Genomic DNA, 21865 nt, shown 5'->3' with positions numbered 1-21865 from the left:
TGGGGTAAGTCGGAGGAGCCGCCATCGTCACTGCCCGGCCAGCTCCACCGCGGCCGAGTAGGGATCTGTAGAGCCTGAGACCACGTCGGAGGCGAGCGCATCGAGCTTGGCCAGGTGTGGGCCAGCGTGGAGGCGCGCTCGTATCAGCTGCATGGTGAGCTCTTCGATCTCACGGCGTGCGCGGCGGGTGCGACGTCGTTCGAGTTCGCCAGAGGCAGTGAGGTGGATGCGATGGCTGTCGATCGCGTCGACGATGTCACCGAATCCTTTGCTGGAGAGGGCTACCGCCAGTGTGACGGGGGGTAGCCAGGTCGAGGCATCGTGGTCGTTACCGCCAATCATGAACCGGAGTTGGCGTCGGGTCGACTCGGCGCCTCCCTGGTCGGCTTTGTTGACGATAAAGATGTCACCGACCTCGAGAACGCCGGCCTTGGAGGCCTGAACTTCGTCACCCATTCCCGGAGCCAGTAGAACGATCGTCGTGTCGGCGACAGCCGAGATGTCGACCTCCGACTGACCGACACCCACCGTTTCGACGAGGATGACGTCGAAGCCGATCCCATCGAGCACCCGGAGCGATGCTGTGGCGGTTGCGGAGAGGCCGCCCAGGCTTCCCCTGCTCGCCATGGACCGGATGTAAACCCCGGGGTCTGTTGAGTGGCTTTGCATCCGGACGCGATCTCCCAACAGGGCGCCGCCCGTGTAGGGCGAGCTGGGGTCGATCGCGAGTACTGCCACTGTTCTGCCTCGGCGCCGCAATTCGGAGACGAGTGCTGTCACCGACGTGGACTTGCCGACTCCCGGCGGTCCGGTGAGGCCGACAATGTGCGCGCTGCCGGTGTGGGGCGCGAGTTCCGCGTCTATTTCACGGGACTGCGGGGATTCGTTCTCCACCAGTGATATCAGCCGGCCGAGTGCGCGCGCCTCTGACCGGCGAGCGCGGGTTATGAGGTCAGTCAATTCCATTGTGAAACTCTCCTTTCAGTCGACTCTACTGCATGCTAAAGTGCATGCACGACAGTAAGGGAGAGTACTCGGTGAACACACGAAAGATCCGATGTGTCCTGGGCATGCTGGCCTCCGACAAGCACAGCAAGGGTATTCGTACCTTGGCTCGAATTTTCCGGGACCATGGTCTCGAGGTTGTCTATCTGGGTGAGCACAACACTGCACGGCAACTCGCCTCCGTGGCCGTCAGTGAGGATGCAGACTTTGTCGGTGTCAGTTTCAGCACCGGGGACTACGTGCGGCGGGTGCAGGAACTGATCGATGCCCTTCGCGATGTCGGCGGTGGTGAGATCGCGGTGGTGGCAGGGGGTTTGATACATCCCGAGGATGTGCCGACGCTCGAGGCGATGGGTGTTGCCGGTGTTTTCGGGCCGGGCTCGGACAAGCCGCAGATCCTCGAGTTCATCGATCGAACCTTCGCCCCGGCGCCGGCCTCGGAGCCGAACGCGTGACGCGGGGGCCGACACAAGGGTTGGCGCCGAACAGTGAATCAGTACGGTCAGGGCGGATGGAGCAATGGTGACTTCGCAGCAAAACGGACACGCCGACGAGGATTTGTCCGAGGTTTCGGTCAAGTTGTCCCGCACAACGACGTGGTCGGGCACGCCTACTGAAAATTTCTATAGGCCCGACGAGCCCGACCCCGCGTACGACGAGGCGCTCGGTGATCCGGGCACGTTCCCCTACACACGCGGATCGTTTCCGCAGATGTACCGGAGCCGAATGTGGACTCTCCGCAACATCGTCGGCTACGGAAGTCCCGAGGACACGGCCGATGGTATCGCCCAGTCGCTGAAGGCCGGGTCCGCGGCGGTCGACGTCGTACTCGACACAGTCTCCACCCAGGGCCTGGATCCTGACCACCCTGTGCTGCGTCCCGATGTCGGGCTCGAGGGTGCGTCGGTGTCGAGTATCAATGACCTCGAGCGACTTCTCGCGCACATCGACATCACGAAAACCGACGTCGCCTGGCACGTCACGTTCAACATCTATCCGATGGTCGTTGCGTATGCGCGCAAGCACGGATTGTCGCTGAGCGATGTGCACGGCTCACACATGCCGGACTATCTCCGGCTCAACCTGGACGGCGGCGGACAGAAATTCGTCTCACCCGAGTTCGGTCACCGTCTCGCGATCGACACTCTGGAGTTTGTCGCTCGCAACACCCCGAAATGGTCTTGCGGGTTCCCGCAGGCGTACAACCTGCGCGAACGCGGAACCACACCGGTTGGCGAGATCGCACTCGGTATGGCCATCGTCCGGAAGACCTTTACCGACCTCACCGAACGTGGCGTACGAATCGACGAGGTCGCACCGAGGATGGCCTGGGTCTCGACCGCTGATATCGACCTGTTCGAGGAGGTCGCAAAATTCCGTGCGCTCCGGAGGATCTGGGCACGCACGATGAAAGAGGAGTTCGGCGCCACCGACCCGCGCAGCATGCGGCTTCGCATCGCCTGCCACACCTCCGGTCGTTCACTGGTTTACCAGCAGCCCCTCAACAATCTCACTCGGGCCGCGATCGAAACCCTCGCCGCGATCCTCGGTGGAGTGCAATCCGTAGAAACCTGCACCTTCGACGAGCCGATCGGCATACCGACACACGAGGCCCGCGAGCTTGCGACCCGGACCCAGCTGATACTCGCCCATGAGGTCGGTGCGGCACGCACCGCCGACCCACTCGGTGGAAGCTACTACGTCGAGGCACTTACCGACCGAGTCGAGGCCGATGCCCTGGCGCTGTTGGCGAAGATCGAGGACCACGGACTGCTGCGTGGCATCGAGGATGGGTCGATCGAGTCGATGATGGACGACGAGAACCTCCTACGTGAGGAGGAAATACAGTCCGGAGAGCGGATCGTGATCGGAGTCAACGCCTTCCAGCCTTCCCGCGAGAACCCTCCACACCGCTTCAAGGTCGACGAAGCCAGCGTCGACGCCCACGTCGAGCGCTTCATCCGCGAGAAGTCGGCGAGGGACCCACACCGTCTCGAACAGGCACTGCGGGCAGTGTTCGACTCCGCACGCGGTGACCGCAACACCCAGGATGCAATGGCCGACGCCTTCCTCGTCGGCGCGACGGTCGGAGAGGTGTCCGGTGTCCAGCGTCTGGCCTGTGGGATGAGATACGACCCCTTCGGAGTGGTCGAGTCGCCCTTCGACTTCCACTGACCGGATGGCCGACGGTGCTTCTGCTGGACGCCTGGGCGGCTCGACCGAAGTATCGCTACCTGCCGACCAACGATGTCGGCGATCGACGAGGAGACAGTGATGAACGAGACGTCCGGAACGCAACAAACGGGAACAATCGACACGGTGCCCGACGCTGATCCCGTGCAGGTCCTTCGGTCCAGCACTGAACATCCTCAGCGAGGATCGACGGTGAAGCTCTCCCGGCTGCGAAAAGTGATCTCCACTCGGATGCTCGAGTCGTTGCGTGTTTCCGCTCAACTCACAACGGTGCAGGAGGTGGACGTCACCGCAGTATCCGAACTGCGAAACGCGACGAAAGAGGCCTTCAAGCAGGTAGAAGGTATCTCGTTGACCTATTTGCCGTTCTTCGCCAAGGCGGCAGTCGAAGTTCTCGGGCACTTCCCCCAGCTCAATGCCTCGGTCGACGACGCCGCCACCCATGTGACGTTCCACGACACCGTGAACCTGGGTATTGCCGTGGACACGCCGCGGGGCCTGTTCGTACCCGTGATTCGGGATGCGCAGACCCTGACGCTACCCGAGTTGTCCCGGAGCATTGCCGACATCGCGGAGAGGGTGCGGTCCAACGCCATCAAGCCCGCTGAGCTGAGTGGAAGTACTTTCACGATCACCAACATCGGCAGTGCCGGTTCCCTGCTCGACACCCCGATCATCAATCAGCCCGAAGTGGCAATCCTCGGAACGGGTGCCATCCGGCGGGAACCGAAAGTAGTGGTTCGCCCGGATGGAGAGGAGACCGTCGCGATCCGATCCGTGTGCTATCTGCCGCTGACATACGACCACAGGTTGATTGATGGCGCAGACGCCGGACGATTCCTTGCGGCGGTCAAGGCAAGGATCGAAACAGACGATTTTGCCGCCGCGCTCGCTTCTTACGAGCTTTAACGACAAGCGTCGGAACAACTTTTGCTTGCGAAGGGCGACAAAGCCGTGCTGGAACGCGCACCTGGGCCGACGAGTCGCGATCACCTCGAGGCCGACGCAGGGCTGTACTGCGAAGTCGACCCGGAGTCCGGAACTGAACTGACCGAATTTCTCGCGACAGCACTCGCTCGTCTCTGGTTCCGTGTGGGCTTCAACTGGCCGGTGCGGAGTATCGGAGGCGTCATGTGGCGGTACAGACGGGGAAAACCGCGGATTCTGAGTTCGGTATCCGACGGATGGCCAATGGTGGAGCACGGAAGATCGGCGAGTGAAAGGTCCAGTCGGACCTAGCGAAGGGAGCAGAGGCGTGGATCGAGAAACTGACATTATTGACTTCGCTCGCAGGTGGCGACATTGGGGCGGAGGCAGTGAGTCCGACATCTTCGTGGAGTTCGGACTGACGTCGCGCGAGTACTTCGAACGTCTCGAAGCGTTGGTCAATCGCGGTGCGTTAGCGAACCAGCCGGTCGAAATCCGCCAGGAGATACGGGATATCTGCCGCGCCCGACTGGCATCGGCACATCGCAGGACGACCATGATCGACGGAGCATGCGCTCGGGATCACGCGGGTTGATGACGAGAAGGGCGGCCACCGGTCCCGGCGTGGGCGACGAGTCTCGTGGATATGGGTGTACGCAGGTCTGAAGAGCGCGCCGTGCCTGCAGTGAGTTTCTTGCCGGCGTGGCGTGAGTTCTACCGTCCGGCGGCGATCCGGGCCTTCTCGAGCGCGGCGAGAGTGCGGAGCACGGTGGCGCGCTGCTTCTCGAGGTCGCTGAGGCGGGCGCGTGCCGCCAACCCGACGGGTTCGCCGATCTGGCTCATCTGGGCGTCGATCGACGTGAGCTGCTCGAGAAGTCCGGTCACCCGGGTTTCGAGCGCGGCGACGTCCACGGAGTCGGTGCGCACGGGTGCTACGGGCGGGGTGGTCGAGCTGCGGGGCGAGCTCGGGCGACTCGACGTGGACGGCGAGGACGTTCCGGAGTGGGCCGAAGTGCGAGTCTCCGAGACGACGCTGGCGGCCCGGGGGCGCAGCGCCTTGCGCACGGCCGCGGGGTCGGGAAGCTCGGACAGCTTCACCTCGTTCAGTTCACGACGTGCATCGCGGGCCTTGACACGGTGTTCGCGCTCTTCGTCGTCGTCCGACTGCAGCGTGCCACCGAGGGGGCGCAGACCGTACATGCCGAGGAAGCGCCGGGCTTCGTCGATCACGGTCTCCTTCTCGCGGCAAGCGCCACAGCGAGGTTCGTTGCGGAACATCTCGACTGCATGGTCGTCTCCGCACCAGACGCAAGCCCCCGGCGACCAACGCCGGACGTTTCGAATTGCACCGATATCGATAGGGCCCGAGAGAGTTTGCGCGTCGATCACGACGAGCCACAGTAGGGCACTGCGAGCCCGGGCGTCACATTGCCCCCCGGGCGACCTGCGCTTCTGCGAGCGGGCGTGACGAAGATCATGTTCGCCCTCGGGTGAGGGGGTGCAATCGCTGTGTGCTGCACTACTTTTCCCGACCAGTAAGTTTCATTCGCCCGCGCCGATCACCGTGGTCAGCCACTCGACAAGTGGCCGCATCTCGCGCCACGCTGCGCGCACTTCCTGCGCGGTGCGCGGACTGTCGATCCAGTCGGGGGAGAGGTATTTCTTGCTCGCGGTCAGCGATTTGTGGCGCATCAGTTCGAGACGCGGGTGATCCTCGGCAACGCCACGAGGCCGCGTTTTCAGTGTGTCGCCGCCGATCTCGTACCCCGACGACTGCAGCTTCTTCACGAGCCGCACCAACTGGCGTCCCCGGCGGTCGTCGTCGACGGCGTCACGGAACCGGGTGACTTGAACCGGCGTGTGCGAGTAGAAGCCTCCCGCGACGAACAAGCCCGATGCATCGATCTGCACGTAGAAGCCGACTCCCGGGCGCGTTTCGACGAAGCCGCCCTGATGGGTCTTGTACGGGGTCTTGTCCTTCGAGAAGCGGACGTCGCGGTAGGGGCGGAACACCTTGCCCGCGCCGAACTCGTCCTCGAGTTCGGCCAGCAACGCCGTCATGGGTGCCCGCACTACGTCGTCGTACACCGCTTTGTGCGCGGTCCAGAAGCTCTTGCTGTTGTCTGCCTCGAGATCCTCGTAGAAGTCGAGTGCAGCGATAGGTATCCCGGTGAACACGACAGAAGGCTACGCCTGTGAGTGGTTGACGAGTCCAGGGACTCGTCAACCACTCACGGGCGCGGAGCGCCTAGGCGTTGCCGTTGAACAGGGAGGTCACCGAGCCGTTCTCGAATACTTCCTTGATGGTGCGCGCGAGGAGCGGAGCGATCGACAGCACCGTCAGCTGCGCGAACTTCTTCGACTCGTCGATCGGGAGGGTGTTGGTGACGATGACTTCCTTGGCGCCACACGCTGCGAGACGCTCGGCGGCGGGATCGGAGAGCACACCGTGGGTGGCGGCGATGATCACATCCCCGGCACCGGCCTCCTTCAGGATCTTCACGGCGCCGGCGATGGTTCCACCGGTGTCGATCATGTCGTCGATGAGGATGCAGGTGTGGCCTTCGACCTCACCGACCACACGGTTCGACTTCACCTGGTTGGGCACCAGCGGGTCGCGGGTCTTGTGGATGAACGCCAGCGGGGCGCCGCCGAGGGTGTCGGCCCACTTCTCGGCCACACGGACGCGACCGGAGTCGGGGGAGACGACGGCGATGTTCTCGGTGCCGTAGTTGCCGCGGATGTACTCGGCCAGCTGTCCCTGGGCGTGCATGTGATCGACGGGTCCGTCGAAGAAGCCCTGGATCTGATCGGTGTGCAGGTCGACTGTGATGATGCGGTCGGCGCCGGCCGTCTTGAGCAGGTCTGCGACGAGGCGAGCGGAGATGGGCTCACGTCCGCGGTGCTTCTTGTCCTGGCGCGCGTACGGGTAGAAGGGCAGCACCGCGGTGATGCGCTTGGCCGATCCACGCTTGAGCGCATCGATCATGATCAGCTGTTCCATCACCCAGGTGTTCAGCGGGGCCGGGTGACTCTGCAGCACGAAGGCGTCGGAGCCGCGCACCGACTCTTCGAAGCGGACGAAGATCTCACCGTTCGCGAAGTCACGAGCAGTCTGCGGAGTGACCCGCACATCGAGCTCCTTCGCCACCTGCTCGGCCAGCTCCGGATGCGCGCGACCAGAAAAAAGCATGAGGTTCTTCTGGTTGTCGATCCAATTCGCGGTCACTGCTCTATGCCATCCTTTAAATCTTGCTTGTCGGTTTCGTGCAGGTCGGAACTGTGAGGATGTTCCGCGGCAGACGCCGCCTCGGCGGCGGCGGTACCTGGCCGGTTGCGTTGCACCCAGCCGTCAATATTGCGCTGCTTCCCACCGGAGACGGCGAGCGCCCCCGGGGGTACGTCGTACCGCAGCACGGTGCCGGCTCCGGTGTAGGCACCGTCGCCGACCTGTACCGGAGCGACGAACATGGTGTCCGATCCCGTCCGGACATGCGACCCCACCACGGTACGGCTCTTGGCGACGCCGTCGTAATTGACGAACACACTGGACGCTCCGATGTTGCTGTGCTCGCCGATCGTGGCATCCCCGACGTACGTCAGGTGAGGAACTTTGGAATGCGCTCCGATCTCGGCGTTCTTCGTCTCGACGAAGGCGCCGAGTTTGCCGGACTCGCCGAGTACGGTGCCCGGGCGCAGGTAGGAGAAGGGGCCGACGGTGGCGCGGGCACCGATGTGTGCCTCGGTGCCATGGGTGCGTATGACGCTCGCTCCCTCGCCGACGGACACGTCGGTGAGCGTGGTGTCGGGGCCGATCACCGCATCTTCGCCCACCGTGGTGGTGCCGTGCAGCTGGACTCCGGGGTGAAGGGTGACATCGCGCCCGAGTGTGACGCCTACGTCGATCCAGGTGCTGGCCGGATCGATGACGGTGACTCCGTCGCGCATCCACCTCTCCACGGTGCGCCGATTCAGTTCGGCGGCGAGCTGCGACAGTTGCACGCGGTCGTTGGCGCCGCCTACTTTCGCGGCATCCGTCAGGTGGGCGGCGACCACGGGCTTACCGGCCTCGCGGGCAATCTTCACGACATCGGTCAGGTACAGCTCGCCCTGCGCGTTGTCCGCGTTCAGTCGGCCGAGGGCTGTGCGCAGGAAGCCGGCGTCGAAGGCGTACACGCCGGAGTTGACCTCCGTGATCGCTGCCTGCTCCGCGGTAGCGTCCGCCTGCTCGACGATGTGGGTGATCTCGCCGTCGGGCCGCCGGACGATTCGCCCGTATCCGGTGGGTTCGGGAGCGGTGAAGGTCAGCACGGTGACGGCCGTGGGGGCCGTCCCGCCGCGATGGCGCTCGAGAAGCGCCCGCAAGGTGTCGCCGTCCAGCAGGGGTACGTCGGCGGCGGTGACCAGCACGGTCCCCTGGAAGTCAGCGGGTAGCGCAGACAGGCCGCAGTCGACGGCGTGCCCGGTCCCGTTCTGCTCTTCCTGGACGGCGACGGCGATCGCGCGGCCGAGCGATGGTTCCAGGGTGGTGACCGCGGCGGCGACACGCTCCCGATCGTGACCGACCACGGTGACGAGATGCGTGGGGTCGACTTCGGCGGCCGCGTGGAGAGAGTGAGCCAGCATCGTGCGTCCCCCCAGGGTGTGCAGCACCTTGGGGATCTTCGACCGCATCCGGGTTCCTGCACCGGCGGCGAGGACGACCACGGCGGTCTGCACTGGCATGAAGCTCCCTCTGGTCGTTCCACTCTTGCTGCTCTCTGGGCAGCCCTGCCCGGACAGCGCGCTGCGCTTCAGGCTTCGCTCCGCCGCCAGGACTCGAACCTGAACTATCTGAACCAAAATCAGAGGTGCTGCCATTACACTACGGCGGATTGCCGCACTCGCGGGGTGTCACGCCCGTTTGCGCGAGAGAATCCTCGCATGCCGACCCGCCGTAGGTCGAACCGCTCCGGAAATTTGTTTCGGGCGTCCCGATAGAGTGGGTGCTACCTGCAGCGTTCTGCGCTGCCCGCGGCACTTGTTCCGTCGCGCGTGTGAGGAAAGGATGGTGCCTCGGTGCCCCGACCCACCGAAGTGGATGCGACCCCGGCGCGGGTGGCGCGCACCCGGATGACCGGCACTCAACGCCGCGAGCAACTGATCGAAATTGCGCGCGCCCTCTTTGCCGAGCGGGGTTACGAGGCCACCTCGATCGAGGAGATCGCGCAGCGCGCGCACGTCTCCAAGCCGGTCGTGTACGAACATTTCGGTGGCAAGGAAGGCCTCTACGCGGTGGTCGTGGACCGAGAGATGTCGCGGTTGCTCGACATGATCACGTCCTCGCTGAAGCAGAACCGCTCCCGCGTGCGGGTCGAGCGGGTGGCGCTCGCCCTGCTCACCTACGTCGAGGAGCACACCGACGGCTTCCGGATTCTGGTGCGTGACTCGCCGATGGCTGCGCCGGACGGCACATATTCGAGTCTTCTGAACGAGGCCATCGGTCAGGTGGGGCACATTCTCGCCGGTGACTTCTCGCGGCGGGGATTCGATCCGGACCTCGCCCTGCTCTACGCGCAGGCGTTGGTCGGCATGGTGTCGACCACGGCGACCTGGTGGCTAGACGAGCGCACGCCGTCCAAAGAGGTGGTGGCCGCACATCTGGTCAACCTCTGCTGGAACGGGTTGACCAACCTGGAAGCAGACCCGCAGCTCGGATCGGACAGGCCACAGCCTCCTGTCGGGTGAACGGGTTCTCATTTCCCGACGCGCGGTCCAACACCGTCAGCCTCGAGCGTGGCGGGTGTTAGGGTTCGCAGCAGTTGTGTGCCCCCTCGGAGGGGTTGGTCGGGGAGGCAATCGATGGCGAGACAGGTTCGTGCAGAGGTCACTCGGGCATCAGTCCTGATGGCCGCGGCCGACGTGTTCGTGCGCCTCGGGTATGCGAATGCGGGCCTCAACGAGATCATCGAACAGTCCGGTGTCACCAAAGGTGCCCTGTACTTTCACTTCAGTTCCAAGGAAGACCTCGCCCGCGGCGTGATCGACGAAGGTCAGGTCCGGCTCACTGCAGGAGTTACTTCCGTGAGCGACGGGCCCACGCCCGCGCTGGAGGCGCTCGTCGCACTCTCCTACGTCGCAATAGAGGCGGCCAGTGCTGATCCGATCGTGGCGGCGATGCTGCGACTTCAGCACGAAATAGGCGACTACCAGGGCACCGACGGCAATGTGGTGACCGCGTGGCAGCAGGCTTTCGAGCGACTCGTCGGCAGGGCCGTCGACGAGGGCGACATTCGCACGGAAGAGGACGTCGCCCCCGAGACGCTCGCGACGTTTTTGCTCGGCTCGCTGTTGGGCACCCATGTCGTTGCCACTGCGACCAACGCGTTCGACGAACTTCCGCGTCGCATGGAGCGCGTCTGGTACTTCATTCTTCCCGGTCTCGTGGAGCCGTCCAAGCTCGTGTACTTCCGCCAGTTCGCGTCGCGTCGACTACTTCGTTGACAGGGGCGGGGGGAGTTGACCGGGACAGGGGAGTGGTTCCGCCAATGCCGAAGTATCCCAAGAGTGTTATGTGTGTCACATCCTCCTCTGGTAGGAAAAGACGCCACTACAGTGCAGTGGACCCGCGGTCGGGGGCTCGGGTGATTTCGGAACCAATGAATCACCGCTCCCGGCCCGGCAATGTATGGTTGAAGTCCGTTCGCCTGAATGCAGGTGGAGCGAAAAGCGATAGTGTCGTTGTAAGCCCAGTGCGCCGATGATGCCGGAGGGTGCCCGATGCCGTTCGTCATCGTCGAACGTGAAGAAACGCTAGTTGCCGGATTGGCCGTGCGTAGTCCGAAACGTGCACTCGGTGAGGCGCGTGATCCAGCTCTCGAGAAGACGTGGTCCACGCTGCTCGCGCAGAACGTGGACCGCCCGCTTGCCTCCGCCTACGTCGACCACGCAGCCGACATCAATTCGTATTACACCCAGATCGTCGGGTACCAATGCTCCTCGCTCGACGAGGTGAAGCGGGGACACATCGTGTCCCGGCTGCCCGCGGGCACGTATGCCAAGTTCTCGTCGGTGGGAACCTTTCCCGACTTGTTCGACGCGCTGTGGGGGCAGATTCGTGAAGCGGAAGAGTTGAAACAGATCGAACGGTCCTTCACGGGCGATTTCGAGTTCTACCCGCACGCCTTCGGAATCGATCTGTATGTGGCCATAGTGCCACCCGCTACGAGGTAGGGCCGCAATGACTTTCGAGATCGTCAAGCGTGAGGCAGCCGACTTCGGTGGGTTGGTGCTTCCGCGTAGGGAATTGGGCTCGACGGTGCATGCCACCGACCTGATGAAGTTCACCCGGGAGCGCATCCATCAGCGCGGAATCGACGATCTGACCACCGTCTATGTGGCCGTTCCCGACCTCGGGTGGAGCGCGGTCGTCGGATACCGGTGTGCCGGACTGGATGACCTCGCGATCGGCGACGTGCTGGTCCGTGTGCCTGCCGGATACTTTGCCAAGTTCCTGCCGGACGGCCGGTCGTCCGATCCGATCGAGGATGTGTGGCTTCAGGCTGAAATAGCCGAGAAGGAAGGGCGCATCGAACGCGCCTTCACGGAAGAGGTTGAGTCTCTCCGTTCCCCGAGCAGCGTGGAGTTGTTCATTTCGCTGGCGTAATCCCAGAGTCGGCTATTGCCGGAAAAGACGGACCTGCAGTTTGTTTCAGGTCCGCTTTGTGGCATCGCAGGTGACAAATGGCTGGTGAGCGCGGAAAATAGCTCACTGCGGGACTGTGACCGGTGATCGTGTGTCCAGTTCTTGGGGTCTCTCGTAACCCGTGAGTCCCTCGGAACTGCTGCACCGACTCACGATGGGACACACCAATGCCTGTGAAGCAATTGTCGAAATCGCCCTACGAACTTCGCTCGACCGACACACCGCTGGACCGAACTCTGAGCGTCTGGGATGCACGATCTCAATGCCGTTTCGTTGCAGCCAGGCCGTCGGCCGAGCCGCAACTCTGGGAAGCATATCTCGAGGGAGCGAAGGATGGCTATCGGAGGTACGGTGCCGAAAAAGCACTCGAGTACAGCCGGATTCGACACGGTGACACCACGGCGGTGTTCTTCGTCGCGCTGGATGCGGACGGTTCGGTGGCCGCGGGGGTGCGGGCACAAGGACCCTACGTCGTCGCAGGTGAGGCACACGCAATAACGGAATGGGCGGGCCATCCCGGTGCCCCGGAGGTTCGCCGGATGATCGAGGATCGGTTACCGTTCGGGGTCGTGGAGGCGAAGGGCGCCTGGGTGTCGGTGAATGCGTCTCACCGGGGAGAACTGGGTGTGGCGCTCGGCCGTTTCGCGGCGTATTCGATGGACCTTCTCGACGCGCAGTTCATGCTCGCCACGGCTGGCACCCACGTGCTGGCGACGTGGGCTTCCTCCGGCGGCGTGGTGGCCGACCATATTGCGCCGGTGCCGTATCCGGATGACCGCTACGAGACGCGGCTGATGTGGTGGGATCGGAGGAGGCGCCGGGGCCACGCCGAATCCTTGCAGTTGGCCCAACTACTGCTCACGACGTCCCGACCGGCGCCTTCGATGGCGCCGGAGACCATCGGAAGCGTCGTCCGGCCGATGCGGAGCGTGTCGTGAACGATTTTCGCGGTGACTATGCCGCACTCGTCCTCGACGAGGCGGTTCCCGACGATGCGGAACTGCTGGAGCTTCTCCGGCAGGATCCGGCCGTGCTGTTCGTCGATCGGCTGGAACTGCAGCGGACGAATCTCCGCAGCCTCGTACCGGCCCCAGGGCCGGAGGTGATCGAGGAGCGTCCCGTCTGGGCCTACTATTCGTGGCGCAGAACGGTGGTACGTCTCCTCGGTCCGGCGTCGTTTCGGTTGCTGCGACTGGACAGGAACCGGAACAAGATCACGGCCGAGCAGCAGGACCGGTTACGGGGCGTGACCGTGGGGATCGTCGGCCTCAGTGTCGGGCACGCGGTGGCGCTCGCTCTCACCCTGGAAGGCGCATGTGGTGCTCTGCGGCTCGCGGACTTCGACACCATGGAACTGTCGAACCTGAACAGGGTGCCCGGAACGGTGCTCGACCTCGGCGTGAACAAGGCGGTGGTGGCCGCCCGTCGGCTCGCCGAGATCGACCCGTACGTGGATGTGTCTCTGTGGGAAGACGGCGTGAGCACCGACACGGTGGCGGCGTTCCTGGACGGCACCGACGTCGTGATCGACGAGTGCGATTCCCTCGACGTCAAGTTGTCGCTGCGGCAGGAGGCGCGTCGCAGGCGGCTCCCCGTTCTGATGGCCACCAGCGACAGAGGGCTGGTCGATGTCGAACGTTTCGACCTCGAACCGGAGCGTCCGCTCTTCCACGGGGTGCTCGGGGACGTCGACGCCGAGTCGCTGTCCGGTCTGGGGGCCCGGGAGAAGATCCCCCTGGTATTGCGCATCCTCGATGCCGGTCAGCTGTCGACGGCGATGGCGGCCTCGCTGGTAGAGGTGGACGAAACCATCTCCACCTGGCCTCAGCTGGGCGGTGACGTGCTGCTCGGTGGCGCCCAGGTGGCCGCGGCGGTACGGCGGATCGGGCTCGGACAGCCCCTCGCGTCGGGGCGGTGCCGCATGGACCTCGACGAGCACCTCGACACCCTGTCCGAGCCGGCGACCTCCGAGCCGGTGTTCGCGGCGGCGGAATCTGCGGACGCAGGAGGCACTGCGCCCCTCGACGCAGTGGCCCCGGTGGACGCAGTGGACGCAGTGCTCGAGTCCGCGGCCCTCGCGCCGTCCGGTGGCAACGTTCAACCGTGGAAGATCGTCGCGGACGACGAAGCGCTCAGCTTCTTCCTGGCTCGAGAGCACACTACCGAGATGGACGTCGGCTACCGCGGGAGTCTGGTGGCTATCGGAGCGGCACTGCACAACGCCCGAATCGCCGCGGCAGCGTCCGGGATCCTCGGCGACGTGCGGCTCCACGGCGGTACCGACCCGGGGCGACCGGTTGCCACGATGACGTTCGCCGACGGCCACGACCCCGACCTTGCCCGCCGGTACGTGCACATGCGCGAGCGCACGACCAACCGGAATATGGGCGTGCCCGCCGGCCTCGACAGTGCACTCGCGGCTTGCCTGGTGGAGGACGCCGAGAAGGAAGCGGGACGGCTGCGCCTGGTCACCGAGCGAGCAACCGTGACGTCGATCGGTGAGATTTTGGCGGAGTCCGACCGCATTCGGTTCCTGACTCCGACCTTGCACCGGGAAATGATCGACGAATTGCGCTGGCCACCCGCTGATCCGGTCGACGTGGGAATTGATGTCCGCGCTCTCGAGCTCGACTCCGCGGAATTGTCGACGCTGGAGTTGCTCCGTCGACCCGACGTGATGGAACACGTGGGCGGGCAGGACGGGGGCCGGGCGCTCGGCAATTCCACTCGCGACCGGGTGTCGTCCAGTTCGGCGATCGCGGTGCTCTCGGTGTGCGGCCGAGACGCGGCGGACTACGTGCGGGGGGGACAGGCCACCGAGAGTGTGTGGATCACGGCGCAGCAGCACGGGCTCGCGGTGCAACCCATCTCACCGGCGTTTCTCTATGGTGTGGAGCGGGCGGAGTTCGAGCAATTGTCGCCGCGCTATGCCAGGTCGCTGGAGGGTCTTCGACGCGAACTCGTCGACCTGGTCGGAGTGGGAGAGAAGGAGTCGCTGATCATGGTGCTGAGATTGAGTCATGCCCCAGCGCCTTCGGTGCGCAGTGGGCGTCGACGGGACCGGACAGGACGGCGGACGACGTCGTGACAGGAGGCGCAGTGCCTACCGAGAAGCACGCCGAGAAGCTCGACACCCTCGTGACGACCGTCGCGTCACGGCTCACGCCCGTGGATGCGGTGTCCTTCGTGCCCGTCGCCAAGCTGGTCCTCCAAGACCTGGTCGAGCACTTCGAGGTGGATACCTGTTTCCTTCGCTTCAACGACCACGAACTCGGGGCAACCGTACTGGTGGCCGAATACCCCCCGCGCCCGCACATCCCCGAACCGGACCCGATCGGGGTGGTGTACTTCAAGGATGCGGATCCGATGTTCGCGCTGACCGAGCATCAGAAGGAAGTGGTCATCACCCGTCCGGAGGTGTCCGGGCCCGACTACAACGACCGTGTTCGGGAGGCGTCCGGAGTACCCGAGGTGTCGCTCGCGGCCGTTCCGTTGCTGTCGGGGGAGACGACGACGGGCACCCTCGGGTTCATCAAGTTCGGCGATCGCGACTGGACGCCTGCCGAGGTCGATGTCCTCAAGGCGATCGCCGCTCTGCTCGCACAGGTGCAGGCGCGTGTCGCCGTCGAGGAACAGTTGCGGTACTCGGCCGATCACGACTCCCTCACCGGGCTCAGTAACAGGCGCGCCCTCTACAGCCATCTCGACGCGCGGTTGAGTTCTGCGGATCCGGGCCCGGTGGCCATCCTGTTCCTCGACCTCGACCGGTTGAAGCCGCTCAACGACTTCTTCGGCCACGGGGCCGGTGACGGATTCATCTCCACGATCGCGGATCGGCTTCGGGCGAGCTGCGCACCCGACGACCTCGTCGCACGCCTCGGGGGTGATGAATTCGTCCTCGTCCTCGGCGGGTCCGTCGACCTCGCGGAAGCGGAACTGCGGGCACAGCACATCCGCGACGTGGTGACCGAGCGGGTGCGGCTCGGGCGCGAGGTGGTCAGTCGCAGCGTCAGTATCGGGGTCGCGGTAGGGCATCCGGGCAAGGTGACCACGGGCGCACTGCTCAGCCGGGGCGACCAGGCGGTCATGGCCGCGAAAACCAAGGGCGGCAACGCTATCAGCGTGTTCACCGAGGAGATGCAGGCGGAAAGCGAAAAGCGCAACCTGATCGAGTTGAGCTTGCGCGGCGCCATCGCCGACGGGTCGCTGTTCCTCGAGTATCAGCCGGAGGTCGACCTGAGCACCGGTCGCATCATCGGGGTCGAGGCGTTGGTGCGCTGGCATCATCCGTTCCTGGGCTTGCTGCAGCCGGTGTCGTTCATCGATGTCGCCGAGGCGACCAACCTGGCCGGGGAACTCGGTCGCTGGGTCATCAGAACCGCATGTGCGCAGTGGTCACGGTGGAGTAGCCAGGCACCAGGCCTGGATCTCACCCTTCGCGTCAATGTCTCACCCGGACAGCTGGCCGGGCTGGACTTTCTCGACGTGGTCGCGAGTGCGCTGAAGGAGTTCGATCTGCGACAGGGTGCCTTGTGTCTGGAGATTACCGAGAATGCGGTGCTGAGTGACCTCACCCGAACTCGGGAGGCCCTCGACGGTCTGCACGAGCTGCACGTCGAGGTGGCGATCGACGACTTCGGTACGGGCTTCAGTTCGCTGAGTCACCTCAAGGCGCTCCCCGTCGGGACGCTCAAGATCGACCGGGGTTTCGTCATGAATCTGGACAAGAACCCGGAGGACAGGGCAATCGTGAAGTCGATCGTCGGGCTGGCCGAGTCGTTCGGTCTCGAGCTGGTGGCGGAGGGGGTCGAGAACGCCGAGGCGGCCCGAGCGCTCATCGACCTGGGCTGCCACCGAGGTCAGGGGTTCTTGTTCAGCCGCCCGGTGTCCGGGGCGGCGATCGGTGCACTGCTGGTCAAGGGCAGTATCGACGTCGCGATCTGACGGCCGTTTCTGTTTGCCCGGCCAGCGGGCAGACAAGAATCCGCATGTCGCCGGGATCGACTAGGCTGGCTCAGTCCGCAACTGGCCGAGCGCCTCGGCCCGAGCTGTTCGCCGGCAGTTCGTCATCACTGCTCAGGAGTTGTCGTTGTCTTCCCCGCTCATCGCCGCCGAGCCCTCGTCCGCTAGAACTCCGCTCGCCGGCCTGGCACGGATCGCTCTGGCCGACGGCGTCATCGCGCAAGTGGCCGAGGTACTCGGACGCAGTCATCTCGACATCGTCGCTCCCGGGCCCGTCCGCCCGTTCGTGGCCGCGGCGCTCGCCGAGCGCACCCACTTGTTGCTGGTCACCGCCACCGGCCGCGAGGCCGACGACCTCACCGCCGAGCTTCAGGAGATGATCGGCGACGCCGTCGCCCAGTTCCCGTCGTGGGAGACCCTGCCGCACGAGCGGCTGTCACCGAGTGCCGACACCGTCGGCAAGCGCATCGAGGTTCTCCGCCGGCTGGCCCGGCCGGACGACGTCTCGTACGGTGCGCCGTTGCGGGTGATCGTCACCACGGTGCGCTCCCTCGTGCAGCCCATGGCACCCGGCCTCGGCGAGATCGAACCGATCACCCTGCGGGTGGGCGTCGAGCACGATTTCGACGGACTCGTCCAGCGGCTGGTCGAAATGGCGTACACCCGCGTCGACATGGTCGGCAAGCGCGGGGAGTTCGCCGTCCGCGGTGGCATCCTCGACCTGTTCTCGCCCACCGCGGACCACCCCGTCCGCATCGAGTTCTGGGGCGACGAGGTCACCGAGCTCCGCGCCTTCTCGGTGGCGGACCAGCGGTCACTTCCCGAAGTCGAACTCGACGCGGTGATAGCGCCGCCGTGTCGGGAGCTCATCCTCACCCAGGACGTGCGTGATCGTGCGGCGCAACTCGCGGCCGACAATCAAGCCGACGCCGCTCTCGTGGAGATGCTAGACAAGATGTCGGCGGGCATTCCGGTGGAAGGCATGGAAGCTCTGCTGCCGGTGCTGCGGCCGGGCCAACTGCAGCTCCTCACCGATGTGCTGCCGGACGACGCCCACATCCTGCTGTGCGATCCCGAGAAGGTCAGGACCCGTGCCACCGATCTCGTGCGCACCGGTCAGGAGTTCCTGGAGGCCTCGTGGACGGCCGCCTCGATCGGCGCTGACGCACCGCTCGACGCGTCGGCGTTGAAAGGGGGCGGTATCGACCTCGGTGCCTCCGCCTATCGTTCGCTGCGCCAGGTCCGGGACTCGGCGGAGGCCAGTGGCCGCCCCTGGTGGACTCTGAGTCCCCTCGCGTCGGGAAACGGTGAAGAACTCGAACTGGCGGTCACCGCGGCGCCCCAGGTGCGCGGATCCGACGATCTGCTGGCCGAGTTGTTCGTGTCCCTGCGTGCCCACGTGAGCACTGGTGGTCGCGCTGTCGTCGTCGTACCCGGTGCAGGCACCGCACACAGGGTTCTCGAGCGGCTGCACGAGGCGGAAGTCCCCGCTGCCGAACTCACGGCGGGCGGGGAGCCGCCGCGCGGGCAGGTGGCGGTGCTCCGTGGGGCGCTGCACGAGGGGCTCGTGCTGCCGGGTGACGACTCGACACCCGGACTGGTCATCGTCACGGAGTCCGATCTCACCGGTAACCGGGTTGCCGCCGTCGGCGACGGCAAGAGACTGCCCGCCAAGCGCCGCAATCAAGTGGATCCGCTCGCACTGACAGCGGGCGACATGGTCGTGCACGACCAGCACGGCATCGGACGATTCGTCGAGATGGTCGAGCGCACCATCGGCGGCGCGCGACGTGAGTACCTCGTGATCGAGTACGCCGCGAGCAAGCGTGGTCATCCCGGTGACCGCCTGTTCGTCCCCATGGAATCCCTCGATCAGCTGTCCCGTTACGTCGGCGGTGAGCTTCCCGCCCTGAGCAAGCTCGGCGGCTCCGACTGGGCAAACACCAAACGCAAGGCGCGCAAGGCAGTTCGCGAGATCGCCGGCGAACTCGTCCAGCTCTATGCGGCGCGTCAGGCCGCGCCCGGCCACGCATTCGGGCCGGACACACCGTGGCAGACGGAGATGGAGGACGCGTTCGCGTTCACCGAGACGGTCGATCAGCTGACGGTGATCAGCGAGGTCAAGGCCGACATGGAGAAGGCGGTCCCGATGGACCGCGTCGTCATCGGTGACGTCGGATACGGCAAGACCGAGATCGCGGTCCGTGCGGCCTTCAAGGCGGTGCAGGACGGCAAGCAGGTGGCAGTGCTGGTGCCCACCACGCTTCTCGCGCAACAACATTTGCAGACGTTCACCGAGCGGATGGCAGCATTCCCGGTGAAGGTGCGCGGACTGTCCCGATTCACCGACCCCGGCGACTCCAAGGAGATCATCGCTGGGATGGCGGACGGCGAAATCGACGTGGTGGTCGGAACACACCGGCTGCTGCAGACCGGGGTCCGGTGGAAGGACCTCGGCCTCGTGATCGTCGACGAGGAGCAGCGCTTCGGTGTCGAGCACAAGGAGCACATCAAGGCGCTGCGTACGCACGTCGACGTGCTCACCATGTCTGCCACACCGATTCCGCGAACCCTCGAAATGAGTATGGCCGGCATCCGCGAGATGTCGACGATTCTGACGCCTCCGGAGGAACGGCACCCGATCCTCACCTACGTCGGTGCGTACGCCGACAAGCAGGTCGCCGCGGCAATCCGACGGGAACTGCTCCGCGACGGTCAGGTCTTCTACGTCCACAACCGGGTGAGCTCCATCGACAAGGCAGCGCAACGCATCCGCGAGCTGGTGCCGGAAGCACGGGTTGCGGTGGCCCACGGTCAGATGAACGAGGACACGCTCGAGCGGACGGTGCAGGGCTTCTGGGAACGTGACTTCGACGTCCTGGTGTGTACCACGATCATCGAGACGGGCCTCGACATCTCCAATGCAAACACGCTCATTGTGGAACGCGCCGACTCCCTGGGGCTCTCCCAGCTGCACCAGCTACGCGGGCGGGTGGGGCGTAGCCGCGAACGTGGGTACGCGTACTTCCTGTATCCGCCCGAGAAGCCGCTCACCGAAACGGCGTACGACCGGCTCGCTACCATCTCGCAGAACTCGGATCTCGGCGCCGGCATGGCAGTGGCGATGAAGGACCTCGAGATCCGCGGCGCCGGAAATGTGCTGGGGGCCGAACAATCGGGTCACGTCGCGGGTGTCGGTTTCGACCTGTACGTGCGCCTGGTCGGTGAAGCCGTCGAGGCCTTCCGTGCAGCAGCGGACGGAAGACCCGTCACCACGGAGGACGCGCCCAAGGAGGTCCGGATCGATCTTCCCGTCGACGCGCACATCCCTCCCGACTACGTCACCAGCGACCGGCTGCGGCTCGAGGGGTATCGCAAACTCGCCGCGGCGACGGATCATGCCGGCATCGCCGCTGTCGTGGACGAGCTCGTCGACCGGTACGGTCCGATGCCCGAAGAGGTACGTCGGCTGGTCTCCGTGGCCAAGCTGCGCCTGCTGTGCCGCGAATACGGTCTCGAGGAGGTCGCGGTGGCCGGCACTCAGCTGAAGATCGCACCGATGCCGCTGCCCGACTCGAAGCAGTTGCGCCTCAAGCGGATTTATCCGAGCGCCCAGTACCGGGCCACCACCGGAATGGTCCAGCTGCCTCTGCCGCGGGCCGGCTCGGGAGGTATCGGCGCCGACCGCGTACGCGACGTGGAGCTGTTGCAGTACATCGCCGACTTCATCGTCGCGCTCGACGGTAAGGCTGCCGGTTCCGTGGTGATGGAGGCCTGACCCTATGACGGTGATCCTGCTCGACCCCCTTCGGCCGATAACGATCCCGATGGAAGCCCTCGGGGTGATCGGCGACGGCGTGCAGGTCACCGACGAGGTCCCCGACGGCGTCCGGCAGTTCCTCACTGTCGTGCCGAAGTCGGATGTCTTGGTCACCACCGATCGCGAGCACCCCGCCGTTCGCGCCCGCGTGGCAGGGGGAGACCGCGTCATCTCAGCACCGAAACTATTGGGAGACAACCTGGTCGAGGCCGCCGAGGTGATGGACCGGCTCTGGAGTTACGGAGGCTGGGAAGTGACGCAAACCCATCGCAGCCTCGCGCACTATCTCGTGGAGGAGACCTACGAGGTGCTCGACGCAATCGAGTCTTCCGAAACCGGTGAGCTGCGAGAAGAACTGGGCGACCTACTGCTGCAGGTGCTGTTCCATGCGCGGATCGCGTCGGCGTCGGGGAACTTCGACGTCGATGACGTGGCCGCCACTCTCGTAGCCAAACTCGTCCACCGCAGTCCCCATCTCAGCGAAGACGTCGTCGGCCCCGTCGACATCGCGGAGCAGGAACGTGCATGGGAGCTCCGGAAGGCGGCAGAAAAAGCCCGCGAATCGTGCCTCGACGGTATCGCGCTCAGCCAGCCCGCCGCGTCCCTTGCGGCAAAAGTGATGGCCAAAGCAGCGAAGGCGGGGTTGCCGACGGAGTTGATACCCGCCGAACTCGAGGCCGCATTCCACGCCCAGGCGGACGCGGAGACAACGCTGCGCGCGGTGACGGACGAGTTCATCGCGCGCATCCGTGCCGCCGAAAAAGCTGCCCGCGCCGAAGGCACCCAGGTACTCCAGCCGGGGGACTGGTCCGCCCACTTGCCGGCCTGATTCCCGTGTCCGCGGACCTAGTGCCTGCGCCGCACCGGCGAGCCGGTCTGCGACGCGAACGACAGCGGCGCGGATCGGCAGCCGAGTTCGCACGCCCGGCGGACCCGGGCCACCACGGTCGCAGGGTCGTCCAGGTGTTTCCACGTCCAGCGGGCGACGGCGACCCCGGTCGCCCGGAGGTCGTCCTCGCGAAGCTTCTCCAGCCGCACCGACTCCGACTCCGAGCGTGTCGGGTGCAGCGAGTACTTCGGTGGAGCTCACCGTCGGTATAGCCGTGATCGAGTGCCGTGCAGCGTCGGACGAGTCCCGCCGGTTCCGAATCCATGCAATCAGAGTGCCGGTACTCAGGGGAGGGCGGAAGGTGCGGGTCGCGGGTTGTGGATAACTCCCGACATCCGCGGACCCAGTGTGCGCGTCGCGCCCGCGCGGAGTGGTGCGACGCGTA

19 protein-coding genes and 1 tRNA gene are annotated in these 21865 nt (G+C 65.2%); 13 read left to right on the top strand and 7 right to left on the bottom strand.

Features of this window, described 5'->3' with window-relative positions:
* Positions 1–27: 27 nt before the first annotated feature.
* Positions 28–966 carry a methylmalonyl Co-A mutase-associated GTPase MeaB gene (gene meaB / locus CBI38_RS22420; protein WP_109332315.1) on the bottom strand — a complete coding sequence of 313 codons (939 nt, stop codon included), beginning with the start codon at positions 964–966 and terminating at the stop codon, positions 28–30.
* Between the two features lie 71 nt (positions 967–1037).
* Between meaB and CBI38_RS22415 the strand changes: the two genes are divergently transcribed.
* From CBI38_RS22415 to CBI38_RS22395, 4 genes are all read left to right on the top strand, one after another.
* Entirely contained in the window at positions 1038–1460 is a 423-nt protein-coding gene (locus CBI38_RS22415) for a cobalamin B12-binding domain-containing protein (RefSeq protein WP_109335275.1), read from the top strand.
* 64 nt (positions 1461–1524) lie between these two features.
* Positions 1525–3180 carry an acyl-CoA mutase large subunit family protein gene (locus tag CBI38_RS22410; protein WP_109332314.1) on the top strand — a complete coding sequence of 552 codons (1656 nt, stop codon included), beginning with the start codon at positions 1525–1527 and terminating at the stop codon, positions 3178–3180.
* Between the two features lie 99 nt (positions 3181–3279).
* Positions 3280–4107, top strand: a complete 828-nt coding sequence (locus CBI38_RS22405) for a 2-oxo acid dehydrogenase subunit E2 (protein ID WP_204164798.1) — start codon at positions 3280–3282, stop codon at positions 4105–4107.
* A 307-nt stretch (positions 4108–4414) separates the two neighbouring features.
* The gene (locus tag CBI38_RS22395; protein WP_335743602.1) at positions 4415–4720 is read left to right on the top strand and encodes a DUF3263 domain-containing protein; all 306 of its coding nucleotides are present in this window, start codon (positions 4415–4417) and stop codon (positions 4718–4720) included.
* A gap of 119 nt (positions 4721–4839) precedes the next feature.
* Here CBI38_RS22395 and CBI38_RS22390 read toward each other — a convergent pair whose 3' ends face one another.
* The 5 genes from CBI38_RS22390 to CBI38_RS22370 form a co-directional block, all read right to left on the bottom strand.
* A complete protein-coding gene (locus CBI38_RS22390) occupies positions 4840–5514 on the bottom strand; it encodes a hypothetical protein (RefSeq protein WP_204164797.1) in 675 nt (224 codons plus the stop codon).
* Positions 5515–5667: 153 nt separating this feature from the next.
* The gene (locus tag CBI38_RS22385) at positions 5668–6303 is read right to left on the bottom strand and encodes a DUF2461 domain-containing protein (protein ID WP_109332300.1); all 636 of its coding nucleotides are present in this window, start codon (positions 6301–6303) and stop codon (positions 5668–5670) included.
* A gap of 70 nt (positions 6304–6373) precedes the next feature.
* Positions 6374–7354, bottom strand: coding sequence for a ribose-phosphate diphosphokinase (locus tag CBI38_RS22380; RefSeq protein WP_109332289.1), 981 nt, complete (start codon positions 7352–7354; stop codon positions 6374–6376).
* Positions 7351–8850: a bifunctional UDP-N-acetylglucosamine diphosphorylase/glucosamine-1-phosphate N-acetyltransferase GlmU gene (gene glmU, locus CBI38_RS22375; RefSeq protein WP_109332288.1), complete on the bottom strand. Its 1500-nt coding sequence runs from the start codon at positions 8848–8850 to the stop codon at positions 7351–7353. The genes CBI38_RS22380 and glmU overlap by 4 nt, the downstream gene beginning before the upstream one ends.
* A 78-nt stretch (positions 8851–8928) precedes the next feature.
* A tRNA-Gln gene (locus tag CBI38_RS22370) sits at positions 8929–8999 on the bottom strand.
* A 238-nt stretch (positions 9000–9237) separates the two neighbouring features.
* Here CBI38_RS22370 and CBI38_RS22365 point away from each other — a divergent pair.
* The 9 genes from CBI38_RS22365 (at position 9238) to CBI38_RS22325 (ending at position 21420) form a co-directional block, all read left to right on the top strand.
* Positions 9238–9852 carry a TetR/AcrR family transcriptional regulator gene (locus CBI38_RS22365; RefSeq protein WP_230990262.1) on the top strand — a complete coding sequence of 205 codons (615 nt, stop codon included), beginning with the start codon at positions 9238–9240 and terminating at the stop codon, positions 9850–9852.
* 114 nt (positions 9853–9966) lie between these two features.
* The gene (locus CBI38_RS22360; protein ID WP_109332286.1) at positions 9967–10608 is read left to right on the top strand and encodes a ScbR family autoregulator-binding transcription factor; all 642 of its coding nucleotides are present in this window, start codon (positions 9967–9969) and stop codon (positions 10606–10608) included.
* Positions 10609–10884: 276 nt separating this feature from the next.
* Entirely contained in the window at positions 10885–11337 is a 453-nt protein-coding gene (locus CBI38_RS22355; protein WP_109332285.1) for a GyrI-like domain-containing protein, read from the top strand.
* A gap of 7 nt (positions 11338–11344) precedes the next feature.
* The gene (locus CBI38_RS22350; protein WP_109332284.1) at positions 11345–11770 is read left to right on the top strand and encodes a hypothetical protein; all 426 of its coding nucleotides are present in this window, start codon (positions 11345–11347) and stop codon (positions 11768–11770) included.
* Positions 11771–11976: 206 nt separating this feature from the next.
* The gene (locus CBI38_RS22345) at positions 11977–12747 is read left to right on the top strand and encodes a hypothetical protein (RefSeq protein ID WP_109332283.1); all 771 of its coding nucleotides are present in this window, start codon (positions 11977–11979) and stop codon (positions 12745–12747) included.
* Positions 12744–14897 (top strand): Rv1355c family protein, encoded by a 2154-nt coding sequence (locus tag CBI38_RS22340; protein ID WP_109332280.1) that lies wholly within the window; start codon positions 12744–12746, stop codon positions 14895–14897. The genes CBI38_RS22345 and CBI38_RS22340 overlap by 4 nt, the downstream gene beginning before the upstream one ends.
* Positions 14898–14908: 11 nt before the next feature.
* A complete protein-coding gene (locus CBI38_RS22335; protein WP_109332279.1) occupies positions 14909–16753 on the top strand; it encodes a sensor domain-containing phosphodiesterase in 1845 nt (614 codons plus the stop codon).
* 145 nt (positions 16754–16898) lie between these two features.
* Positions 16899–20549: a transcription-repair coupling factor gene (gene mfd, locus CBI38_RS22330; protein ID WP_109332277.1), complete on the top strand. Its 3651-nt coding sequence runs from the start codon at positions 16899–16901 to the stop codon at positions 20547–20549.
* 4 nt (positions 20550–20553) lie between these two features.
* On the top strand, positions 20554–21420 hold the full coding sequence (locus CBI38_RS22325; protein WP_109332265.1) for a nucleoside triphosphate pyrophosphohydrolase: 867 nt from the start codon (positions 20554–20556) through the stop codon (positions 21418–21420).
* A gap of 17 nt (positions 21421–21437) precedes the next feature.
* Here CBI38_RS22325 and CBI38_RS22320 read toward each other — a convergent pair whose 3' ends face one another.
* The gene (locus CBI38_RS22320) at positions 21438–21629 is read right to left on the bottom strand and encodes a hypothetical protein (protein ID WP_109332264.1); all 192 of its coding nucleotides are present in this window, start codon (positions 21627–21629) and stop codon (positions 21438–21440) included.
* Positions 21630–21865: the final 236 nt, after the last annotated feature.

This window comes from Rhodococcus oxybenzonivorans (genome assembly GCF_003130705.1).
Taxonomy (GTDB): domain Bacteria; phylum Actinomycetota; class Actinomycetes; order Mycobacteriales; family Mycobacteriaceae; genus Rhodococcus_F; species Rhodococcus_F oxybenzonivorans.
The sequence above is the reverse complement of the archived record's forward strand: the minus strand, read 5'-3'. Positions and strand labels throughout refer to the sequence as shown.

What these genes read in the sequence shown, in the direction of transcription:
- CBI38_RS22365 (WP_230990262.1), top strand. Translation starts at nt 9,238, where the DNA reads ATGACCGGCACTCAACGCCGCGAGCAACTGATCGAAATTGCGCGCGCC.
- CBI38_RS22405 (WP_204164798.1), top strand. Translation starts at nt 3,280, where the DNA reads ATGAACGAGACGTCCGGAACGCAACAAACGGGAACAATCGACACGGTG.
- CBI38_RS22350 (WP_109332284.1), top strand. Translation starts at nt 11,345, where the DNA reads ATGACTTTCGAGATCGTCAAGCGTGAGGCAGCCGACTTCGGTGGGTTG.
- CBI38_RS22325 (WP_109332265.1), top strand. Translation starts at nt 20,554, where the DNA reads ATGACGGTGATCCTGCTCGACCCCCTTCGGCCGATAACGATCCCGATG.
- glmU (WP_109332288.1), bottom strand. Translation starts at nt 8,850, where the DNA reads ATGCCAGTGCAGACCGCCGTGGTCGTCCTCGCCGCCGGTGCAGGAACC.
- meaB (WP_109332315.1), bottom strand. Translation starts at nt 966, where the DNA reads ATGGAATTGACTGACCTCATAACCCGCGCTCGCCGGTCAGAGGCGCGC.
- CBI38_RS22345 (WP_109332283.1), top strand. Translation starts at nt 11,977, where the DNA reads ATGCCTGTGAAGCAATTGTCGAAATCGCCCTACGAACTTCGCTCGACC.
- CBI38_RS22355 (WP_109332285.1), top strand. Translation starts at nt 10,885, where the DNA reads ATGCCGTTCGTCATCGTCGAACGTGAAGAAACGCTAGTTGCCGGATTG.
- CBI38_RS22360 (WP_109332286.1), top strand. Translation starts at nt 9,967, where the DNA reads ATGGCGAGACAGGTTCGTGCAGAGGTCACTCGGGCATCAGTCCTGATG.
- CBI38_RS22410 (WP_109332314.1), top strand. Translation starts at nt 1,525, where the DNA reads ATGGTGACTTCGCAGCAAAACGGACACGCCGACGAGGATTTGTCCGAG.